Genomic DNA, 13,358 nt, shown 5'->3' on the forward strand with positions numbered 1-13,358 from the left:
CTCAATCCTTCGAACCGCCCGGTGCGGACCCGCATGCCGGGTGGTGTGGGAGGGGTGCGGTCCACCAGGATCGCCCCCTATCCCGATTCGTGATGTCGGCCGGCTTCACGCGGCCAGCATATCCAACGCCTTCTGGAGCTTGTCGCGGGTTTGCGCGGCGGCCTCGCGGCGGTCGCGCTGCTCCTCGATCACCTCTTCCGGCGCCTTGGCGACGAACTGCTCGTTGGAGAGCTTGGCGTCGATCTTCTTGATCTCGCCGGCCAGCTTCTCGATCTCCTTGGTCAGGCGCGCCCGTTCCTTGTCGAGATCGACGATGCCCTCCAGCGGGAGGATCAGCGTGGCCCCGTCCAGAACGTCCTGCACCGCGCTCTTCGGCACGGCCCCGTCCAGCGGATCGACCGAGGACAGGCGCGCCATGCGCAGGATCAGGTCGCGGTGCGTCTCCAGCCGCTTCAGCGTCTCAGGGTCCGCGTCCTTGAGCTTCAGGGCGATCTGGGCCGAGGGCGGCACGTTCATCTCCGACCGCATGGAGCGGACCGAGGAGATGAGGCGGACGACCCAGTCCATCTCGTCGCGGGCCGCCGGGTCGGTCAGCGCGTCGCCATGGTCCGGCCAGCGTGCGGCGATCAGCCGGTTGGGCCGGTCGGCCGACAGCTGCTCCCACAGCTCTTCCGTGATGAAGGGCATCAGCGGGTGGAGGATGTGCAGGATCTCGTCCAGCACCCAGGCCGTGGTGGCCCGGGTCTCGGCCTTGGCCGCCTCGTCCGTGCCGTTCAGGATCGGCTTGGTGAACTCCAGGTACCAGTCGCAGAAGGTGCCCCAGGTGAACTGGTAGGTGGTGTTGGCCGCCTCGTTGAACTTGTAGGCGTCGATCGCCTCGCCGGTCCGCCGGGCGCAATCGGCGAGCGCGCCGACGATCCAGCGGTTGACGGTCTGGGTCAGGTTCTCCGGCCGGAAGCCCGCGACCGGGATGGCGCCGTTCATCTCGCAGTAGCGCGCGGCGTTCCAGAGCTTGGTCGCGAAATTGCGGTAGCCCTCGACCCGGTTGACGGCGAGCTTAATGTCGCGCCCCTGCGCCGCCATGGCGGCCAGGGTGAAGCGCAGGGCGTCGGTGCCGTATTCGCCGATCAGGTCCAGCGGATCGATGACGTTGCCCTTGGATTTCGACATCTTCTGGCCCTTTTCGTCGCGGACGAGGGCATGGATGTAGATGGTCCGGAAGGGCACGTCCTTCATGAAGTGCAGGCCCATCATCATCATCCGGGCGACCCAGAAGAAGATGATGTCGAAGCCCGTCACCAGCACATCGGTCGGGTAGTAGCGCCCCAGTTCGGGCGTCTGGTCGGGCCAGCCGAGCGTGGAGAAGGGCCACAGCGCCGAGGAGAACCAGGTGTCGAGCACGTCCTGGTCGCGCGTCAGCTCGACCTCATGGCCGTAATGCTTCGCGGCGGCGGCGCGGGCGGCCTCCTCCGTCTCCTCGACGAAGAAGGCGCCGTCGGGACCGTACCAGGCGGGAATCTGATGGCCCCACCAGATCTGGCGGCTGATGCACCAGGGCTGGATGTTGCGCATCCATTCGAAGTAGGTGTTCTCCCACTGCTTGGGCACGAAGACCGTCTTCCCGGCCTCGACCGCCTCCAGCGCCGGCTTGGCCAGCGTCGCGGCGTCCACGTACCACTGGTCGGTCAGCCAGGGTTCGATCGCCACGCCGGAGCGGTCGCCGTGCGGGACCATGTGGGTGTGCGGCTCGATCTTCTCGAGCAGCTCGAGCGCTTCCAGCTCGGCGACGACCTTTTTGCGCGCCTCGTAACGGTCGAGCCCACGGTAGGCCTCCGGCACGTCGTCGCCGGTGATGCGCGCGTCGCGGTCCATGATGTTGATGGCGGCGAGCCCGCAACGGCGCCCAACCTCGAAGTCGTTGAAGTCGTGCGCCGGGGTGATCTTCACAGCGCCCGAGCCCGTCTCCGGGTCGGCGTATTCGTCACCGACGATGGGGATGCGGCGCCCGACCAGCGGCAGCACCACATGCTTGCCGATCAGGTCCTTGTAGCGCTCGTCCTCCGGATGCACGGCGACGCCGGTGTCGCCCAGCATCGTCTCCGGCCGGGTGGTGGCGACGGTGATGAAGCGGCCCTCTTCCCCCTCGATCGGGTAGCGGAAGTGCCAGAGGTTGCCCTTGACCTCCTTCTGCTCGACCTCGAGGTCGGAGATGGCCGTGTGCAGCTTGGGGTCCCAGTTGACCAGCCGCTTGTCCTTGTAGATCAGCCCCTGGCGGTGCAGTTCCACGAACACCTTGCGGACGGCGCGGCTCAGCCCCTCGTCCATGGTGAAGCGCTCGCGGCTCCAGTCGGCCGAGGCGCCGAGGCGGCGGAGCTGGCTGGTGATGGTGCCGCCGGATTCGGCCTTCCACTCCCAGACCTTGTCGATGAAGGCCGCGCGCCCGAAATCGTGGCGCGTCTTGCCGTCCTTGGCCAGGTTCCGCTCGACCACCATCTGGGTCGCGATGCCGGCATGGTCGGTGCCCGGCTGCCAGAGGGCGTCGCGGCCGCGCATCCGGTTGAAGCGGATCAGCACGTCCTGGATGGTGAAGGTCAGCGCATGGCCCATGTGCAGGCTGCCGGTGACGTTCGGCGGCGGCATCATGATCGTGTAGGGCTGGGCGTTGGAACCCGGGTCGGGCGCGAAGGCGCCGGACTCCTCCCACAGACGATAGTGCTTCTCCTCGACCTCTGCGGGCCGGTAAGTCTTTTCCAACATCACCAGGAACTTTCGCTCGACATCAACCGGTTCGAAACGCGGCCCGCCGCATCCTCCTGGAGGCGGGAGCCGCCCGGACAGGCTGTCCGGATCAGAACTTCTGGGACCGCCGGATCATCCGGTCGATCTCCTGCTGGACCAGCCGCTCCACCACCGTGGGCAGGTGCTCGTCCAGCCATTCCTTCAGCAGCGGCTTCAACAGCTCGCGGACCACTTCCTCGACCGTGCGCACGCCGACCGGCATGGGTCCGATGGACAGGTCGTCGCCGAGCTGGCGGGCGAGGTTCGTGAAGTGCTGCGACGCGTCGTCGGCGACGCGGCGGGAGAGAATGCGCTCATCCGGCTCGACCACCCGCGCGCGGCGGCGCGGCGGCGGAGGCGGCTCCTCCTCCTCTTCCTCGTCCTCCTCGAAGGCGCTGAAGCTCGGCGTGGGCCGGCGCGCGGCGGGACGGGGCGGCGGAAGCGGGGATGGCTCCGGCTCGGGATAGTCCGGCTCCGGCTCCGCGACGGGCTCGGGGAAGGACGGAACGACGCTCCAGGGGTCGTCCTCGGGCGGCTCATTGACGTCCACGACCGATCCGTCGTCGCGGACCATCTGCGTCAGTTCGAGCACGTCGTCCTCGACGGGCGGCGGTGGTGGAGGCGGTGGAGCGGCGGGCGCAGCAGAGGCCGCCGCCGTCTCCGGCTCGCCGCCCGTGGCGGCGTCGCCGTCTTCGGAGATGATGCGGCGGATGGAGGCGAGGATCTCCTCCATCGACGGTTCTTGCTGGCCTTTATCGCTCATTCTGGCAAACCCGGGACGTCATCCTGTGCCGGAACACTAGGACAGGATTGAGCAAAAAGCCATAAGGCAAAGCCGGCCCGTCGAAGCGGGCCCGCCCTGTCACGGATCGGCGTCATTCACCGATGCCGGTGCCGGTCCATTTGCCCTTGACCGACTCGTAATGCTCGTCGGCATCATAATACTTCACGGGCAGATTGAGCTGCCGCGCGGTCAGCTGGCCAATTGCGCCGAGAACGGTGAAGGCCGCGACCATCTCCTCGCGCTGCGCCCGCACGAGGTTGACACGTGCGTTGAGCAGTTCCTGCTCCTGGTTAAGCACGTCGAGCACGGTGCGCGAGCCGACCTGCGCTTCCTGGCGGACGCCGTCCAGTGCGATCTCGGCGGCCTTGATCTGCGACTGGTAGGACTGGATGCTCGCCCGCGCGGTCTGGAGCGTTTGCCAGGCGCTGATCCCCGCCTCCGTCGCTTGCCGGCGGGTGTCCTCGATCTGCAGCCGCGCTTGGTTCGCCGTGTGCTTCGCCTCGCGGACGGTCGCCTCGGGAAGGCCGGCCTGATAAAGCGGGATGCGCACCTGGGCGGTGATCGAGAGGCTGTCGGAGCGATCCAGGTTCACGCCGCCGGACTGGCCAGGGTCGATCACGCGCTGGCCCTGGGCGGTCAGGTTGACGGAGGGGAGCAGCCGGCCATACTGCTGGTCGACGGCCTCGCGCTGGGCCGCTTCACCGTAGGAGGCGGACAGGACGCTGGGGTTGTTGGACTGAGCCATCGCCACCAGCTCGTCAAGCGTGGCAGGCAGCTCGAAGGTCGGCTTCGGCGCCTTCAGCCGGCCGGGCAAGGTGCCGACGAAGCGGGCATAGGTGGCGCGGGAGCTTTCGAGTGTGCCCTCCGCCGAGATGCGGGACGCGACGGAGGCGGCGAGGCGCGACTCCGACAAGCTCACGTCCGTGCGGGTGTACTCGCCGACGCGGAAGCGGTCGCGCGCGGCCTCGAGCTGGCGCCGCAGGACCTGCTCGTTGTTGCGCTGAAGCTCCAGCACGGCCTGATTCTGGACCACGTTGAGATAGGCACGGGCGGCGTCCAGCAGGACCTGCTGCTCGTTGGCCAGCAGGGTCGCCCGCTGCGATTCGACGAGGCGCTCGGCCCGGCGGATCGCGGGTCCGACGGAGGCGTCATACAGGGGCTGGCTCGCCTGCAGCCCTATGGTCTTGGAATTGGTTTCGGTCCCGATCCGGCCGCCCTGGAACGCGGTTTCGCCGGCGCTGCGGCCGAGATTCGCCGTCGCGGACAGGGTTGGGCGGTAGCCGGCCTTGGCCTGCGGCACGCCTTCATCCACCGCGCGCAGGCGGGCGCGCTGCGCGCCGAGCGTCGGGTTGTTGTTGTAGGCCTGGGCGAGTGCCTCTTCGAGGGATTGCGCGCCGGCGGTTCCGGCGGCGCCCGCAAGGACGCCCAGGGACAGCGCCGTCGCCAGCAGGCGGCGCGCAAAACGGCTTCGCAGAGTCATGTTCAGTAGACCTTCATGTTCGGGTCGATTTGGCGCGCCCAGGCATCCACACCACCAGCCATGTTGATTGTGCGGTCGAAACCCTGGTTGCGCAACCACATGGTCGCCTGTGCGCTGCGGCCACCATGATGGCACACAAGCACGACGTCGCGGTCCTTCGGCAGCTCCCCCGCGCGCTGCGGAAGGGTCGCGAGCGGAATGTGGAGACTGCCCTCGATCGAGCAGATCTCCCGTTCCCATCCCTCGCGCACGTCGACAAGGACAGGCGGATCGTCGGACCGGCGGAGCTGGTCCAGCGTTTCCACGTCGATTTCGAATGGCGCGGGCATGGCGGTCTTCCCCCTTGGCGAGCCCGCCCCGTCACCAGGGCAGGCCCAAACTCGAAACGTCCGGATCGGAATCAGAACACGAACTTCGGCTGCGGCTCGAAGCCGGGCAGCAGGTGCGGGCGCCCCTCGAACAGGATGCGGCTGGACACCACGCCGCCGGCACGGCGGAACAGCCGCACCTCGCCCACGCCGCGCTCTCCCTCCACCGCCACGACCATGCGGCCGCCCTCGGCGAGCTGGGCCGTGATCGCCTCCGGCACCTCGGCGACGGTGCCCTCCACGACGATCACGTTGTATGGACCCTGGGCCGCGTAGCCCTCGGTCATCGGAGCGTTGAAGACGATCGCGTTGTCGGCGCCGACCTCGGCCAGAGCCTCCGTGGCGCGCTGCGCCAGGGCCGGGTCCGATTCGACGCCGACGACGGTGGCCGCCAGGCGGCTCAGCACGGCGGTCGAGTAGCCGCTGCCGCAGCCGATGTCGAGCACCACGTCGGTTTCCTGGACACCCGCTTCCTGGAGCATGCGGGCAAAGACCATCGGCTCCATCAGATAGCGGCCCTGCCCGACGGGGATGCCCACGTCGGCATAGGCGATGCCGCGGGACGCCTTGGGCACGAAGACCTCGCGCGGAATGCTGGACAGGGCCTCGACCAGCCGGTGGTCGGTGACCTTGTTCGGACGGATCTGCCCCTCAACCATGTAGTAACGGGCGGCGGCGTAATCGGACATGGTGGTCGCTTGTCTTTTGTTGCGGAGAGGCTGGCCACCCAGCCGGACGCGGACGGTCCTGCGGCCAGAGGGCTATATATCCGCAACGCGCCGTGAACACAATGTCGCGCGCGGACGCTTCCATTTCCTGAAAAGCATGGCTTGACCGCCGCCACCAACCCGATTATACGTCTGGTCCCCGACGCGAGCCGGTCCTTCACGGGGCCGGCGCCAAGGATGGCGCGGTGGCAGAGTGGTGATGCAGCGGACTGCAAATCCGTGTACGTGGGTTCGATTCCCGCCCGTGCCTCCAGTCGGAAAACAAAAAGCCCCGCTTCGGCGGGGCTTTTTGTTTTCTTGGCACTCGTCACGACCACGGGAGTGCTCACCAGCGCCTGCCGGGCCTTTTCCGATCCGCGCCGGGCCTTTCCTTCACCCGACCTCCACCATGTCGAAGTCGGCCTTGAAGGCACCACAGTCCGGGCACTGCCAATCGTCCGGAACCTCGGCCCATTTGGTGCCGGGGGCGATGCCGTCGTCCGGCCAGCCGGCGGCTTCGTCGTAGATGTAACCGCACACCGCGCACTGCCATTTCTTCATCGCCGCGCCCTCCCCTTGCCGTTCCGGCAATCCTCAAACGCGGTTCCCGCGCCTCAAGGTCCCAAGGGGCTTGGAATCCTCGTCGGATTTCGGTATAGCATCCGCACGCACTGATCCCGGTTAGCTCAGTTGGTAGAGCAGCGGACTGTTAATCCGCTTGTCGCTGGTTCGAGTCCAGCACCGGGAGCCAATTCGAAAAGGCCGGTCCCACGTACGGGGCTGGCCTTTTTTCATTTCCCTTCCCTTTCGCGCTGAACCGAAAGAACCGACCGGTCGCGTCCGTTCCCACTGTCAGGGGCGGGATCCGGTAACCAGATCAATGACGGGCAGGCCGCGCGCCACCGGCCCCGCGCTTTGCCGAACGCTCATCGCCCACTCACCGCCTCAGGAGACATCAATGCCGATGCGGAATGGATCGACGGACGACGACCGCACGGATGTGCAAGTTGGCTGGACCGGCGCCTTCGCCGTGTTCCTCGCGGCGGTTGTCGCGGTCGTCGCCATCCTGGGAGCCGACGCCCGCAACGGCGACCGGCAGGGTGCCGCCCCTTATGGGAATAAGGGCGTCCAGGCCTCCTACCAGCCGCAATCCTGAACGGCGGATTCGACGCTCGATTCGGAGAAAAAGAGGGATCAGTTCGTCAGGTCGTCGTAGATGCTGCCGGGAGATCCCTCCTCGGCGGCATGGCCCGTGACGCGCTTCCACTCGCCGCACCAGTCACCGGTCAGAGTGATGGGAAAGCTGCCGTCGGGGCTGCGGTCGGTCACGACCGGCGGGAAGCGGCGGCAAATGCCCTTCGGCCCGCGCTGGCGGATGCCCTGGCCTTCCCAGAAGCGGCAGGAATAGCAGTTGTCGATTCGCTTCATCGTGGCGGCGTCCCGGTGGAGATCTGGAAGAGCGGGCCCTTCCTTGCAGGGGCGCCATTCTGGCCAGCCGATCCCGCCGCGTCGATGGCGAAATTTCCGACATCCGGCGTTGGCCGGCCGGGAGGAGCGCCGGCTGCTCCTCCTTCAGGCTTATCAGCGGTCGTACCAGATTACTGGTCGAACGAGTCGCGCGGCGGCTTGGCGGCTCTCATTTCGTCGGAACATTGGACGTAGTAGGCCTTGATCTCCGCGTCGAGTTCCATGCGGCGTTGGCCGTCCGGTGAGCCATCGGGCGCGTCGGCAAGCCGCTGGAACTCCGCCACCGCGCTCTCCAGGTCCTGTTCGCTGTTGATCGGCATGGGTCCGCTCCTGGTTCCTGGTCGTTGGGGACGTGGTCGTCCTGAAGATGATCCTTGGGAATCGCTATCTGCGGGATGGAAACACCCGACGGCCCCCCATGTTTCATCCCCTGCCGGAGCGCCTCGCCTGCCCCGCGCGTTTGCGCTACGTCTTGAAACCGTTCGCCAAGCAGCCGGGAGAGTGCCGTCCATGGAGCATCCGGACATCGAGGTCGTCGAGAAGAAGACGGCCCACAAGGGTTTCCTGCAGGTCGATGTCTATCGCCTGCGTCACAAGAAGTTCGACGGAAGCTGGAGCGATGTGCTGCCGCCGCGTGAGGTCTGCGAGCGGGGCGATGCGGTCGGCGTCCTTCTCTACGATCCCGACAAGGACGCCGTCGTGCTGATCGAGCAGTTCCGCGTGGGCGCCGCCGCCTCCGGCCGTTCGGCCTGGCTGACGGAGATCGTCGCCGGCGTGATCGACGAGGGCGAGACGCCCGAGGACGTCGCCCGCCGCGAATCCAAGGAGGAGGCCGGCTGCACGGTGCAGGAGCTGGAGAAGATCTGCGACTATTTCTCCAGCCCCGGCGCCCTGACCGAATATGTCAGCGTCTTCTGCGGGCGGGTCGACTCGGAGGGCTTGAGCCAATCCGGCGGTCTGGAGGAGGAGCATGAGGACATCCGTGTCTCCGTGGTTCCATCCGACGAGGCGATCCGCCTGCTGGATGAGAACAGGCTTCAGAATTCGGTGACGGTCATCGCCGTCGGCTGGTTCGCCCGCCATCGCGAGGCCCTGCGGGACCGCTGGCGCCGCCGCTGAGTTTAACGCAGTTAACGCTGTGAAATGCAGTATTTCACAGCGGCGGCTTGCATGGCCGCCGAAAGCGCCGATATTGTCCGCTCCATTGCTTTCGGCCGCGCCTTCGGCCCGGGCCATCGATCGGGAGACATCGTCGTGGATATTCGCAACGGCTTCATCGGCTCCATCGGCAAAACGCCGTTGATCCGCCTGGAGGGTCCCTCCCGGGAGACGGGCTGCGAGATCCTGGGGAAGGCGGAGTTCCTGAACCCCGGCGGGTCGGTGAAGGACCGCGCGGCCCTGGCGATCATCCGCGACGCCGAGCGCAGCGGGCAGCTGCGGCCCGGCGGCACCATCGTGGAAGGCACGGCGGGCAACACCGGAATCGGGCTGGCGCTGGTCGGCAACGCGCTGGGCTACCGCACGGTGATCGTGATGCCGGAGACGCAGAGCCAGGAGAAGAAGGACATGCTGCGGCTCGCGGGTGCCGACCTGCGGCTCGTCCCGGCGGTGCCTTACAAGGACCCGATGAACTACGTCCGCTACTCCGGCACGCTGGCGGCCGAACTGGCGAAGACGGAGCCGAACGGCGCCGTCTGGGCCAACCAGTTCGACAATGTCGCCAACCGCGAGGGGCACCGGACGACCACCGGCCCGGAGATCTGGGAGCAGACCGGCGGCCGCATCGACGCCTTCACCTGCGCGGTGGGCAGCGGCGGCACGCTGGCCGGCGTCGGGCTGGCGCTGAAGGAGCGCGACCCGAACATCCGCATCGTGCTGGCCGACCCGATGGGGGCGGCGCTCTACAACTACTACACGGCCGGTGAACTGAAGGCCGAAGGCAGCTCCATCACCGAGGGGATCGGCCAGGGCCGCATCACCGCGAACCTGGAGGGCGCGCCGGTGGACGGCGCCCACCAGATCCCGGACGAGGAGGCGCTGCTCATCCTGTTCGACCTGATCAAGACTCAGGGTCTGGTGCTCGGCGGCTCGTCCGGTGTCAACGTCGCCTCCGCGATGCGGGTGGCGCGGGACCTCGGCCCCGGCCACACCATCGTGACCGTCCTGTGCGACGGCGGGCAGCGTTACCAGTCGAAGCTGTACAATCCGGATTTCCTGCGCGAGAAGGGTCTGCCGGTCCCCGACTGGCTGGCCTCCTGATCCCACCGCACGCGAGACCGTCATGACCGACCTTCCGTCCGGCCCGCTCGTTTCCACCGATTGGCTGGCGGCCAATCTCGGCGACTTCGGCCTGCGCGTCCTCGACGCAACCTGGTACATGCCGGGCGTGCCCAAGGACCCGCAGGCGGAGTTCGAGCAGCGCCACATCCCCGGCGCCGCCCGTTTCGACATCGACGAGATCGCCGAGCCGGACACGGCCCCCCTGCCCCACATGGTCCCGGGCGCCGACCGCTTCGCGGAGCGGGTGGGCGCGCTGGGTGTCGCCAGCGGGGATACCGTGGTCGTCTATGACGGGGGCGGCATCGCCACCGCCGCCGCGCGCGTCTGGTGGATGTTCCGCCTGTTCGGGCATGACCGCGTCGCCGTGCTGGACGGCGGCCTGCCGAAATGGCTCGCCGAGAGCCGCCCGGTCGAAGCCGGTCCGGCGCGGGTCACCGCCAGTATCTTCACGGCACGCCTCAGGCCGGAACTGCTGCGCCGGGCCGAGGACGTGCTCACCAACATCGACCGGGCGGACGAACAGGTCGTGGACGCCCGCTCCGGCGACCGCTTCCGGGGCGAGGTGGTCGAGCCATGGCCGGGACGGCGCAGCGGCCGCATTCCGGGCAGCCTCAACCTGCCCTTCACCGACCTGATCGATCCGTCTGCCAAGACCATGCTGCCGGCCGACACCATCCGCGAACGCGCCGCCGCCGCCGGCATCGACCTGTCCCGGCCGGTCGTGACCTCCTGCGGCAGCGGCGTCACCGCCTGCGTCGTGGCGCTCGGGCTCGCCGTCGCCGGAAAGACGGACGTCGCGGTCTATGACGGCTCCTGGGCGGAATGGGGCCTGCGCCCCGACCTGCCGCTCGCGACCGGCCCTGCCGGGGCCTGACGGGGATTTCTGACATGTCCGGCAAGCCACGCTCCGGCCAGCCGTCGGCCGTACCGGCCGGGCGGCTGTCGGTGATCGTTACGTACCTGGAAATGAAGGCTCCGCCCGGCCACGCCCCCCTGCCCCGTCCGGCGGGCGATGTCACCTTGCTGCGCGCCAATCCGCCCACTGCGTCATTCTACCGCTATCTCTACGACACGGTCGGGGAGCCCTGGCTGTGGAACGAACGCCGGCGGCTGCCGCATGGCGAGCTGACGGCGATCGTCGCGGATCCGCGCGTGGAGGTCTGGGTGCTGTACGTGGACGGGACGCCGGCCGGCTATGCGGAGATCGACCGCCGCGGCCAATCCCGGGGCGAGGCGACCGACCTTGCCTATTTCGGGCTGATCCCCGACTACATCGGCCGCAAGCTCGGCCCCTGGCTGCTCGATTCGGCGGTGCGCCTCGCCTGGGAGGGCGGCGCCCGGCGGCTGGTCGTCAACACCTGCAGCTTCGACCACCCCAAGGCGCTTCCCCTCTACCTGTCCATGGGCTTCACCCCGGTCCGCCACGTCGCGCGCGAGATCCAGGACCCCCGCCTCGCCGGCTGGCTTCCCCGGAGCGCCGCGCCGCAGATTCCGATCAACCGATCACACCAGGAATCCTGACCCAGGGTGCGCAATCCCGTTTGTTTGTCCTGCCGTCGGAGGATCATAAGGCAATCGCCTCACACACCTCTTTCCGTACAGCACACTATCGGAGCCAATTTTCCAATTTGAGACCTCGGACCCGCTGGAACTCGCGTTCATTGGCAGTCACCAGCGTCAGGCGATGCGCAAGGGCATGAGCCGCAATCAACAGGTCATTGCCGCCAATGGGCTGCCCAATGGAGTCGAGTTCGGAACGGATAGCGCCGTACTCGGCATCTGTCGGTACATCGAGCGGCAGCACTTGGATGTCGGCGAGCAAATCCTCGACTCTTCGCGTTAGCTTGGCTGAACCCTTCTTTGCGGCACCGTAACGGAGTTCCGCCGCTACCACGATGCTGGTGCAAATTGCGTCTTCACCGACACGGCGCACATTCATCGCGACCTTGCCGCCTGGGTTTCTAATCAGCTCGCTTAAGGCATTGGTGTCGAGCATGTAGCGCATTACAGGAATTCACGGGGCGGGAGGGGTTTGTCCTCGATATCAGGAAAATCCTCGTCCAGTGGTTCCCAACTCTCAAGCAGCGCAAGGACTCCTTTCTTGCGCACCGGTTCGATGATCAGCCGGTCGCCGTCCCGGCTGATCCGCACCATCTCGCCGGGAAGCTCGAACTCCGGAGGAATGCGCACGGCTTGGCTGCCGGCGTCCCGGAAAAGTGGGGCCTCTCTCGGCCGCGGCAGGACAGGCTCCGTCATGGATCAATTCTCCTATTTACCTGCTACATGTGTGTGCCGGTGCCGGCCTCGGCCAGTTGGATCACAGCCGCTTGGACCAACCTACCGGCGTGTCCTCGTTGGGCTACGCGTCAGCTCAGGATTTCCGCGAAGGCGTCGACCAGGGCTCGGTTCTCGTCCTCCCGGCCGACGGTGATGCGCAGGCAGTCGGTGAGCCCGTAATCGGAAACGTCCTTCACCAGGATGCCGCGCCGGGCCAGATGCTCGGTCACCGCCTGGACGCCCAGCGACGGGTCGGGCGGGACGCGGACGAGGAGGAAGTTGCAGGCGCTGGGATAGACGCGCAGGCCGATCAAGCTGAGTTCCTTGGAGAGCCAGGGAAGCCAGCGGTCGTTGTGCTCCAGCGATGCCCGCTCGTGCTCCGTGTCGGACAGGGCGGCGATGGCGGCGGCCTGGGCGGCGAAACCGACATTGAAGGGGCTGCGGATCTGGTTGACCGCGTCGATGACCTTGGCAGGGCCATAGCCCCAGCCGATGCGCAGGCCCGCAAGCCCATGGATCTTCGAAAAGGTCCGCACCATCAGGACATTGTCGGAGCTTTCGACGATCTCCGTCCCGTCCTCATAGTTGGTGCGGCGGCAGAACTCCGCGTAGGCGCAGTCGAGCACCAGCAGCGTGTGGGCCGGCAGGCCCGCGCGCAGGCGCTGCACCGCCTCGGCCGGGATGTAGGTGCCGGTCGGGTTGTTCGGGTTGGCGAGGAAGCAGATCTTCGTCTTCCCGTTCGCCCGGTCGATCATGGCTTCGACATCGACCATCATGTCGCGCTCGGCGGCCACCACCGGGGTGGCGCCGGACGCCCGGATCGCCTTCAGGAAGCCGCGATAGCCGTACTCGTGGCACAGCACCTCGTCCCCCGGCCCGGCGAAGGCCTGGGTCACGAGATGGATCATCTCGTCCGATCCGGCGGTGCAGGCGATGTGGTTCCAGTCCAGCCCATGGCGCCGCGCGATGGCCCGGCGCAGCTTCTCCTGCCGGACGTCCGGATAGCGGTGAATCTGCGTGGCGTTCTGCCGGTAGGCGTTGAGCGCCATCGGGCTCGGCCCCAGCGGGTTCACGGTGAGCGACAGGTCGACCCAGGAACGGTCCTCCCCGGCGGGCTGGATCGAACGGTAGGGTTTGATCTGGCCGATGCCGGGACGGGGGATCAGCAGCTCCATGAAGCTCCTCGCGGGCGGCGTTGGGGAGGTGAACAGCTGCGC

At 67.4% G+C, this 13,358-nt stretch carries 16 protein-coding genes and 2 tRNA genes; 7 read left to right on the forward strand and 11 right to left on the reverse strand.

Annotation, left to right across the window (positions count from 1 at the left end; all coding sequences use genetic code 11):
- Nucleotides 1-105: 105 nt before the first annotated feature.
- The 5 genes from JUB11_RS28790 to JUB11_RS28810 all read right to left on the reverse strand — a co-directional run bounded on the left by JUB11_RS28790 (nt 106) and on the right by JUB11_RS28810 (nt 6,099).
- Complete coding sequence (locus JUB11_RS28790) at nt 106-2,757, reverse strand: valine--tRNA ligase (protein ID WP_207462246.1); 2,652 nt, start codon at nt 2,755-2,757, stop codon at nt 106-108.
- A gap of 91 nt (nt 2,758-2,848) precedes the next feature.
- Complete coding sequence (locus JUB11_RS28795; RefSeq protein WP_207462247.1) at nt 2,849-3,541, reverse strand: DUF2497 domain-containing protein; 693 nt, start codon at nt 3,539-3,541, stop codon at nt 2,849-2,851.
- Nucleotides 3,542-3,653: 112 nt separating this feature from the next.
- The gene (locus tag JUB11_RS28800) at nt 3,654-5,042 is read right to left on the reverse strand and encodes a TolC family outer membrane protein (protein WP_207462248.1); all 1,389 of its coding nucleotides are present in this window, start codon (nt 5,040-5,042) and stop codon (nt 3,654-3,656) included.
- A gap of 2 nt (nt 5,043-5,044) precedes the next feature.
- Nucleotides 5,045-5,371: a rhodanese-like domain-containing protein gene (locus tag JUB11_RS28805; RefSeq protein ID WP_207462249.1), complete on the reverse strand. Its 327-nt coding sequence runs from the start codon at nt 5,369-5,371 to the stop codon at nt 5,045-5,047.
- 71 nt (nt 5,372-5,442) lie between these two features.
- Nucleotides 5,443-6,099, reverse strand: coding sequence for a protein-L-isoaspartate O-methyltransferase (locus JUB11_RS28810; protein WP_207462250.1), 657 nt, complete (start codon nt 6,097-6,099; stop codon nt 5,443-5,445).
- 218 nt (nt 6,100-6,317) lie between these two features.
- On the opposite strand from JUB11_RS28810, the gene JUB11_RS28815 reads away from it, so the two are divergent.
- A tRNA-Cys gene (locus JUB11_RS28815) sits at nt 6,318-6,391 on the forward strand.
- Between the two features lie 119 nt (nt 6,392-6,510).
- Here the strand turns inward: JUB11_RS28815 and JUB11_RS28820 are convergent.
- Nucleotides 6,511-6,678: a rubredoxin gene (locus tag JUB11_RS28820; RefSeq protein ID WP_207462251.1), complete on the reverse strand. Its 168-nt coding sequence runs from the start codon at nt 6,676-6,678 to the stop codon at nt 6,511-6,513.
- Nucleotides 6,679-6,792: 114 nt separating this feature from the next.
- Between JUB11_RS28820 and JUB11_RS28825 the strand changes: the two genes are divergently transcribed.
- Nucleotides 6,793-6,868, forward strand: a tRNA-Asn gene (locus tag JUB11_RS28825).
- Nucleotides 6,869-7,075: 207 nt separating this feature from the next.
- On the forward strand, nt 7,076-7,273 hold the full coding sequence (locus JUB11_RS28830) for a hypothetical protein (protein ID WP_207462252.1): 198 nt from the start codon (nt 7,076-7,078) through the stop codon (nt 7,271-7,273).
- Nucleotides 7,274-7,311: 38 nt separating this feature from the next.
- Here JUB11_RS28830 and JUB11_RS28835 read toward each other — a convergent pair whose 3' ends face one another.
- The gene (locus tag JUB11_RS28835; RefSeq protein ID WP_207462253.1) at nt 7,312-7,545 is read right to left on the reverse strand and encodes a hypothetical protein; all 234 of its coding nucleotides are present in this window, start codon (nt 7,543-7,545) and stop codon (nt 7,312-7,314) included.
- A gap of 170 nt (nt 7,546-7,715) precedes the next feature.
- Nucleotides 7,716-7,904: a hypothetical protein gene (locus JUB11_RS28840; RefSeq protein ID WP_207462254.1), complete on the reverse strand. Its 189-nt coding sequence runs from the start codon at nt 7,902-7,904 to the stop codon at nt 7,716-7,718.
- A gap of 190 nt (nt 7,905-8,094) precedes the next feature.
- On the opposite strand from JUB11_RS28840, the gene JUB11_RS28845 reads away from it, so the two are divergent.
- The 4 genes from JUB11_RS28845 (at nt 8,095) to JUB11_RS28860 (ending at nt 11,385) form a co-directional block, all read left to right on the forward strand.
- Nucleotides 8,095-8,703 (forward strand): NUDIX domain-containing protein, encoded by a 609-nt coding sequence (locus tag JUB11_RS28845; RefSeq protein WP_207462255.1) that lies wholly within the window; start codon nt 8,095-8,097, stop codon nt 8,701-8,703.
- Nucleotides 8,704-8,838: 135 nt separating this feature from the next.
- Nucleotides 8,839-9,843 (forward strand): cysteine synthase A, encoded by a 1,005-nt coding sequence (locus JUB11_RS28850; protein ID WP_207462256.1) that lies wholly within the window; start codon nt 8,839-8,841, stop codon nt 9,841-9,843.
- Nucleotides 9,844-9,865: 22 nt separating this feature from the next.
- Nucleotides 9,866-10,738, forward strand: a complete 873-nt coding sequence (sseA, locus tag JUB11_RS28855) for a 3-mercaptopyruvate sulfurtransferase (RefSeq protein ID WP_207462257.1) — start codon at nt 9,866-9,868, stop codon at nt 10,736-10,738.
- 14 nt (nt 10,739-10,752) lie between these two features.
- Nucleotides 10,753-11,385: a GNAT family N-acetyltransferase gene (locus JUB11_RS28860; protein WP_207462258.1), complete on the forward strand. Its 633-nt coding sequence runs from the start codon at nt 10,753-10,755 to the stop codon at nt 11,383-11,385.
- Nucleotides 11,386-11,470: 85 nt separating this feature from the next.
- Here JUB11_RS28860 and JUB11_RS28865 read toward each other — a convergent pair whose 3' ends face one another.
- The 3 genes from JUB11_RS28865 to hisC form a co-directional block, all read right to left on the reverse strand.
- Nucleotides 11,471-11,860, reverse strand: coding sequence for a type II toxin-antitoxin system VapC family toxin (locus tag JUB11_RS28865; protein ID WP_348771530.1), 390 nt, complete (start codon nt 11,858-11,860; stop codon nt 11,471-11,473).
- 8 nt (nt 11,861-11,868) lie between these two features.
- Entirely contained in the window at nt 11,869-12,120 is a 252-nt protein-coding gene (locus JUB11_RS28870) for an AbrB/MazE/SpoVT family DNA-binding domain-containing protein (RefSeq protein WP_207462260.1), read from the reverse strand.
- A 110-nt stretch (nt 12,121-12,230) separates the two neighbouring features.
- A complete protein-coding gene (hisC, locus tag JUB11_RS28875) occupies nt 12,231-13,316 on the reverse strand; it encodes a histidinol-phosphate transaminase (protein WP_207462261.1) in 1,086 nt (361 codons plus the stop codon).
- Nucleotides 13,317-13,358: the final 42 nt, after the last annotated feature.

The organism is Azospirillum sp. SYSU D00513, from assembly GCF_017356015.1.
Classification (GTDB): domain Bacteria; phylum Pseudomonadota; class Alphaproteobacteria; order Azospirillales; family Azospirillaceae; genus Azospirillum.

Coding starts and splice junctions, on each gene's coding strand:
- sseA (WP_207462257.1), top strand. CDS start 9,866: ATGACCGACCTTCCGTCCGGCCCGCTCGTTTCCACCGATTGGCTGGCG.
- JUB11_RS28840 (WP_207462254.1), bottom strand. CDS start 7,904: ATGCCGATCAACAGCGAACAGGACCTGGAGAGCGCGGTGGCGGAGTTC.
- JUB11_RS28865 (WP_348771530.1), bottom strand. CDS start 11,860: ATGCTCGACACCAATGCCTTAAGCGAGCTGATTAGAAACCCAGGCGGC.
- JUB11_RS28820 (WP_207462251.1), bottom strand. CDS start 6,678: ATGAAGAAATGGCAGTGCGCGGTGTGCGGTTACATCTACGACGAAGCC.
- hisC (WP_207462261.1), bottom strand. CDS start 13,316: ATGGAGCTGCTGATCCCCCGTCCCGGCATCGGCCAGATCAAACCCTAC.
- JUB11_RS28800 (WP_207462248.1), bottom strand. CDS start 5,042: ATGACTCTGCGAAGCCGTTTTGCGCGCCGCCTGCTGGCGACGGCGCTG.
- JUB11_RS28830 (WP_207462252.1), top strand. CDS start 7,076: ATGCCGATGCGGAATGGATCGACGGACGACGACCGCACGGATGTGCAA.
- JUB11_RS28805 (WP_207462249.1), bottom strand. CDS start 5,371: ATGCCCGCGCCATTCGAAATCGACGTGGAAACGCTGGACCAGCTCCGC.
- JUB11_RS28810 (WP_207462250.1), bottom strand. CDS start 6,099: ATGTCCGATTACGCCGCCGCCCGTTACTACATGGTTGAGGGGCAGATC.
- JUB11_RS28860 (WP_207462258.1), top strand. CDS start 10,753: ATGTCCGGCAAGCCACGCTCCGGCCAGCCGTCGGCCGTACCGGCCGGG.
- JUB11_RS28795 (WP_207462247.1), bottom strand. CDS start 3,541: ATGAGCGATAAAGGCCAGCAAGAACCGTCGATGGAGGAGATCCTCGCC.
- JUB11_RS28845 (WP_207462255.1), top strand. CDS start 8,095: ATGGAGCATCCGGACATCGAGGTCGTCGAGAAGAAGACGGCCCACAAG.
- JUB11_RS28790 (WP_207462246.1), bottom strand. CDS start 2,757: ATGTTGGAAAAGACTTACCGGCCCGCAGAGGTCGAGGAGAAGCACTAT.
- JUB11_RS28835 (WP_207462253.1), bottom strand. CDS start 7,545: ATGAAGCGAATCGACAACTGCTATTCCTGCCGCTTCTGGGAAGGCCAG.
- JUB11_RS28870 (WP_207462260.1), bottom strand. CDS start 12,120: ATGACGGAGCCTGTCCTGCCGCGGCCGAGAGAGGCCCCACTTTTCCGG.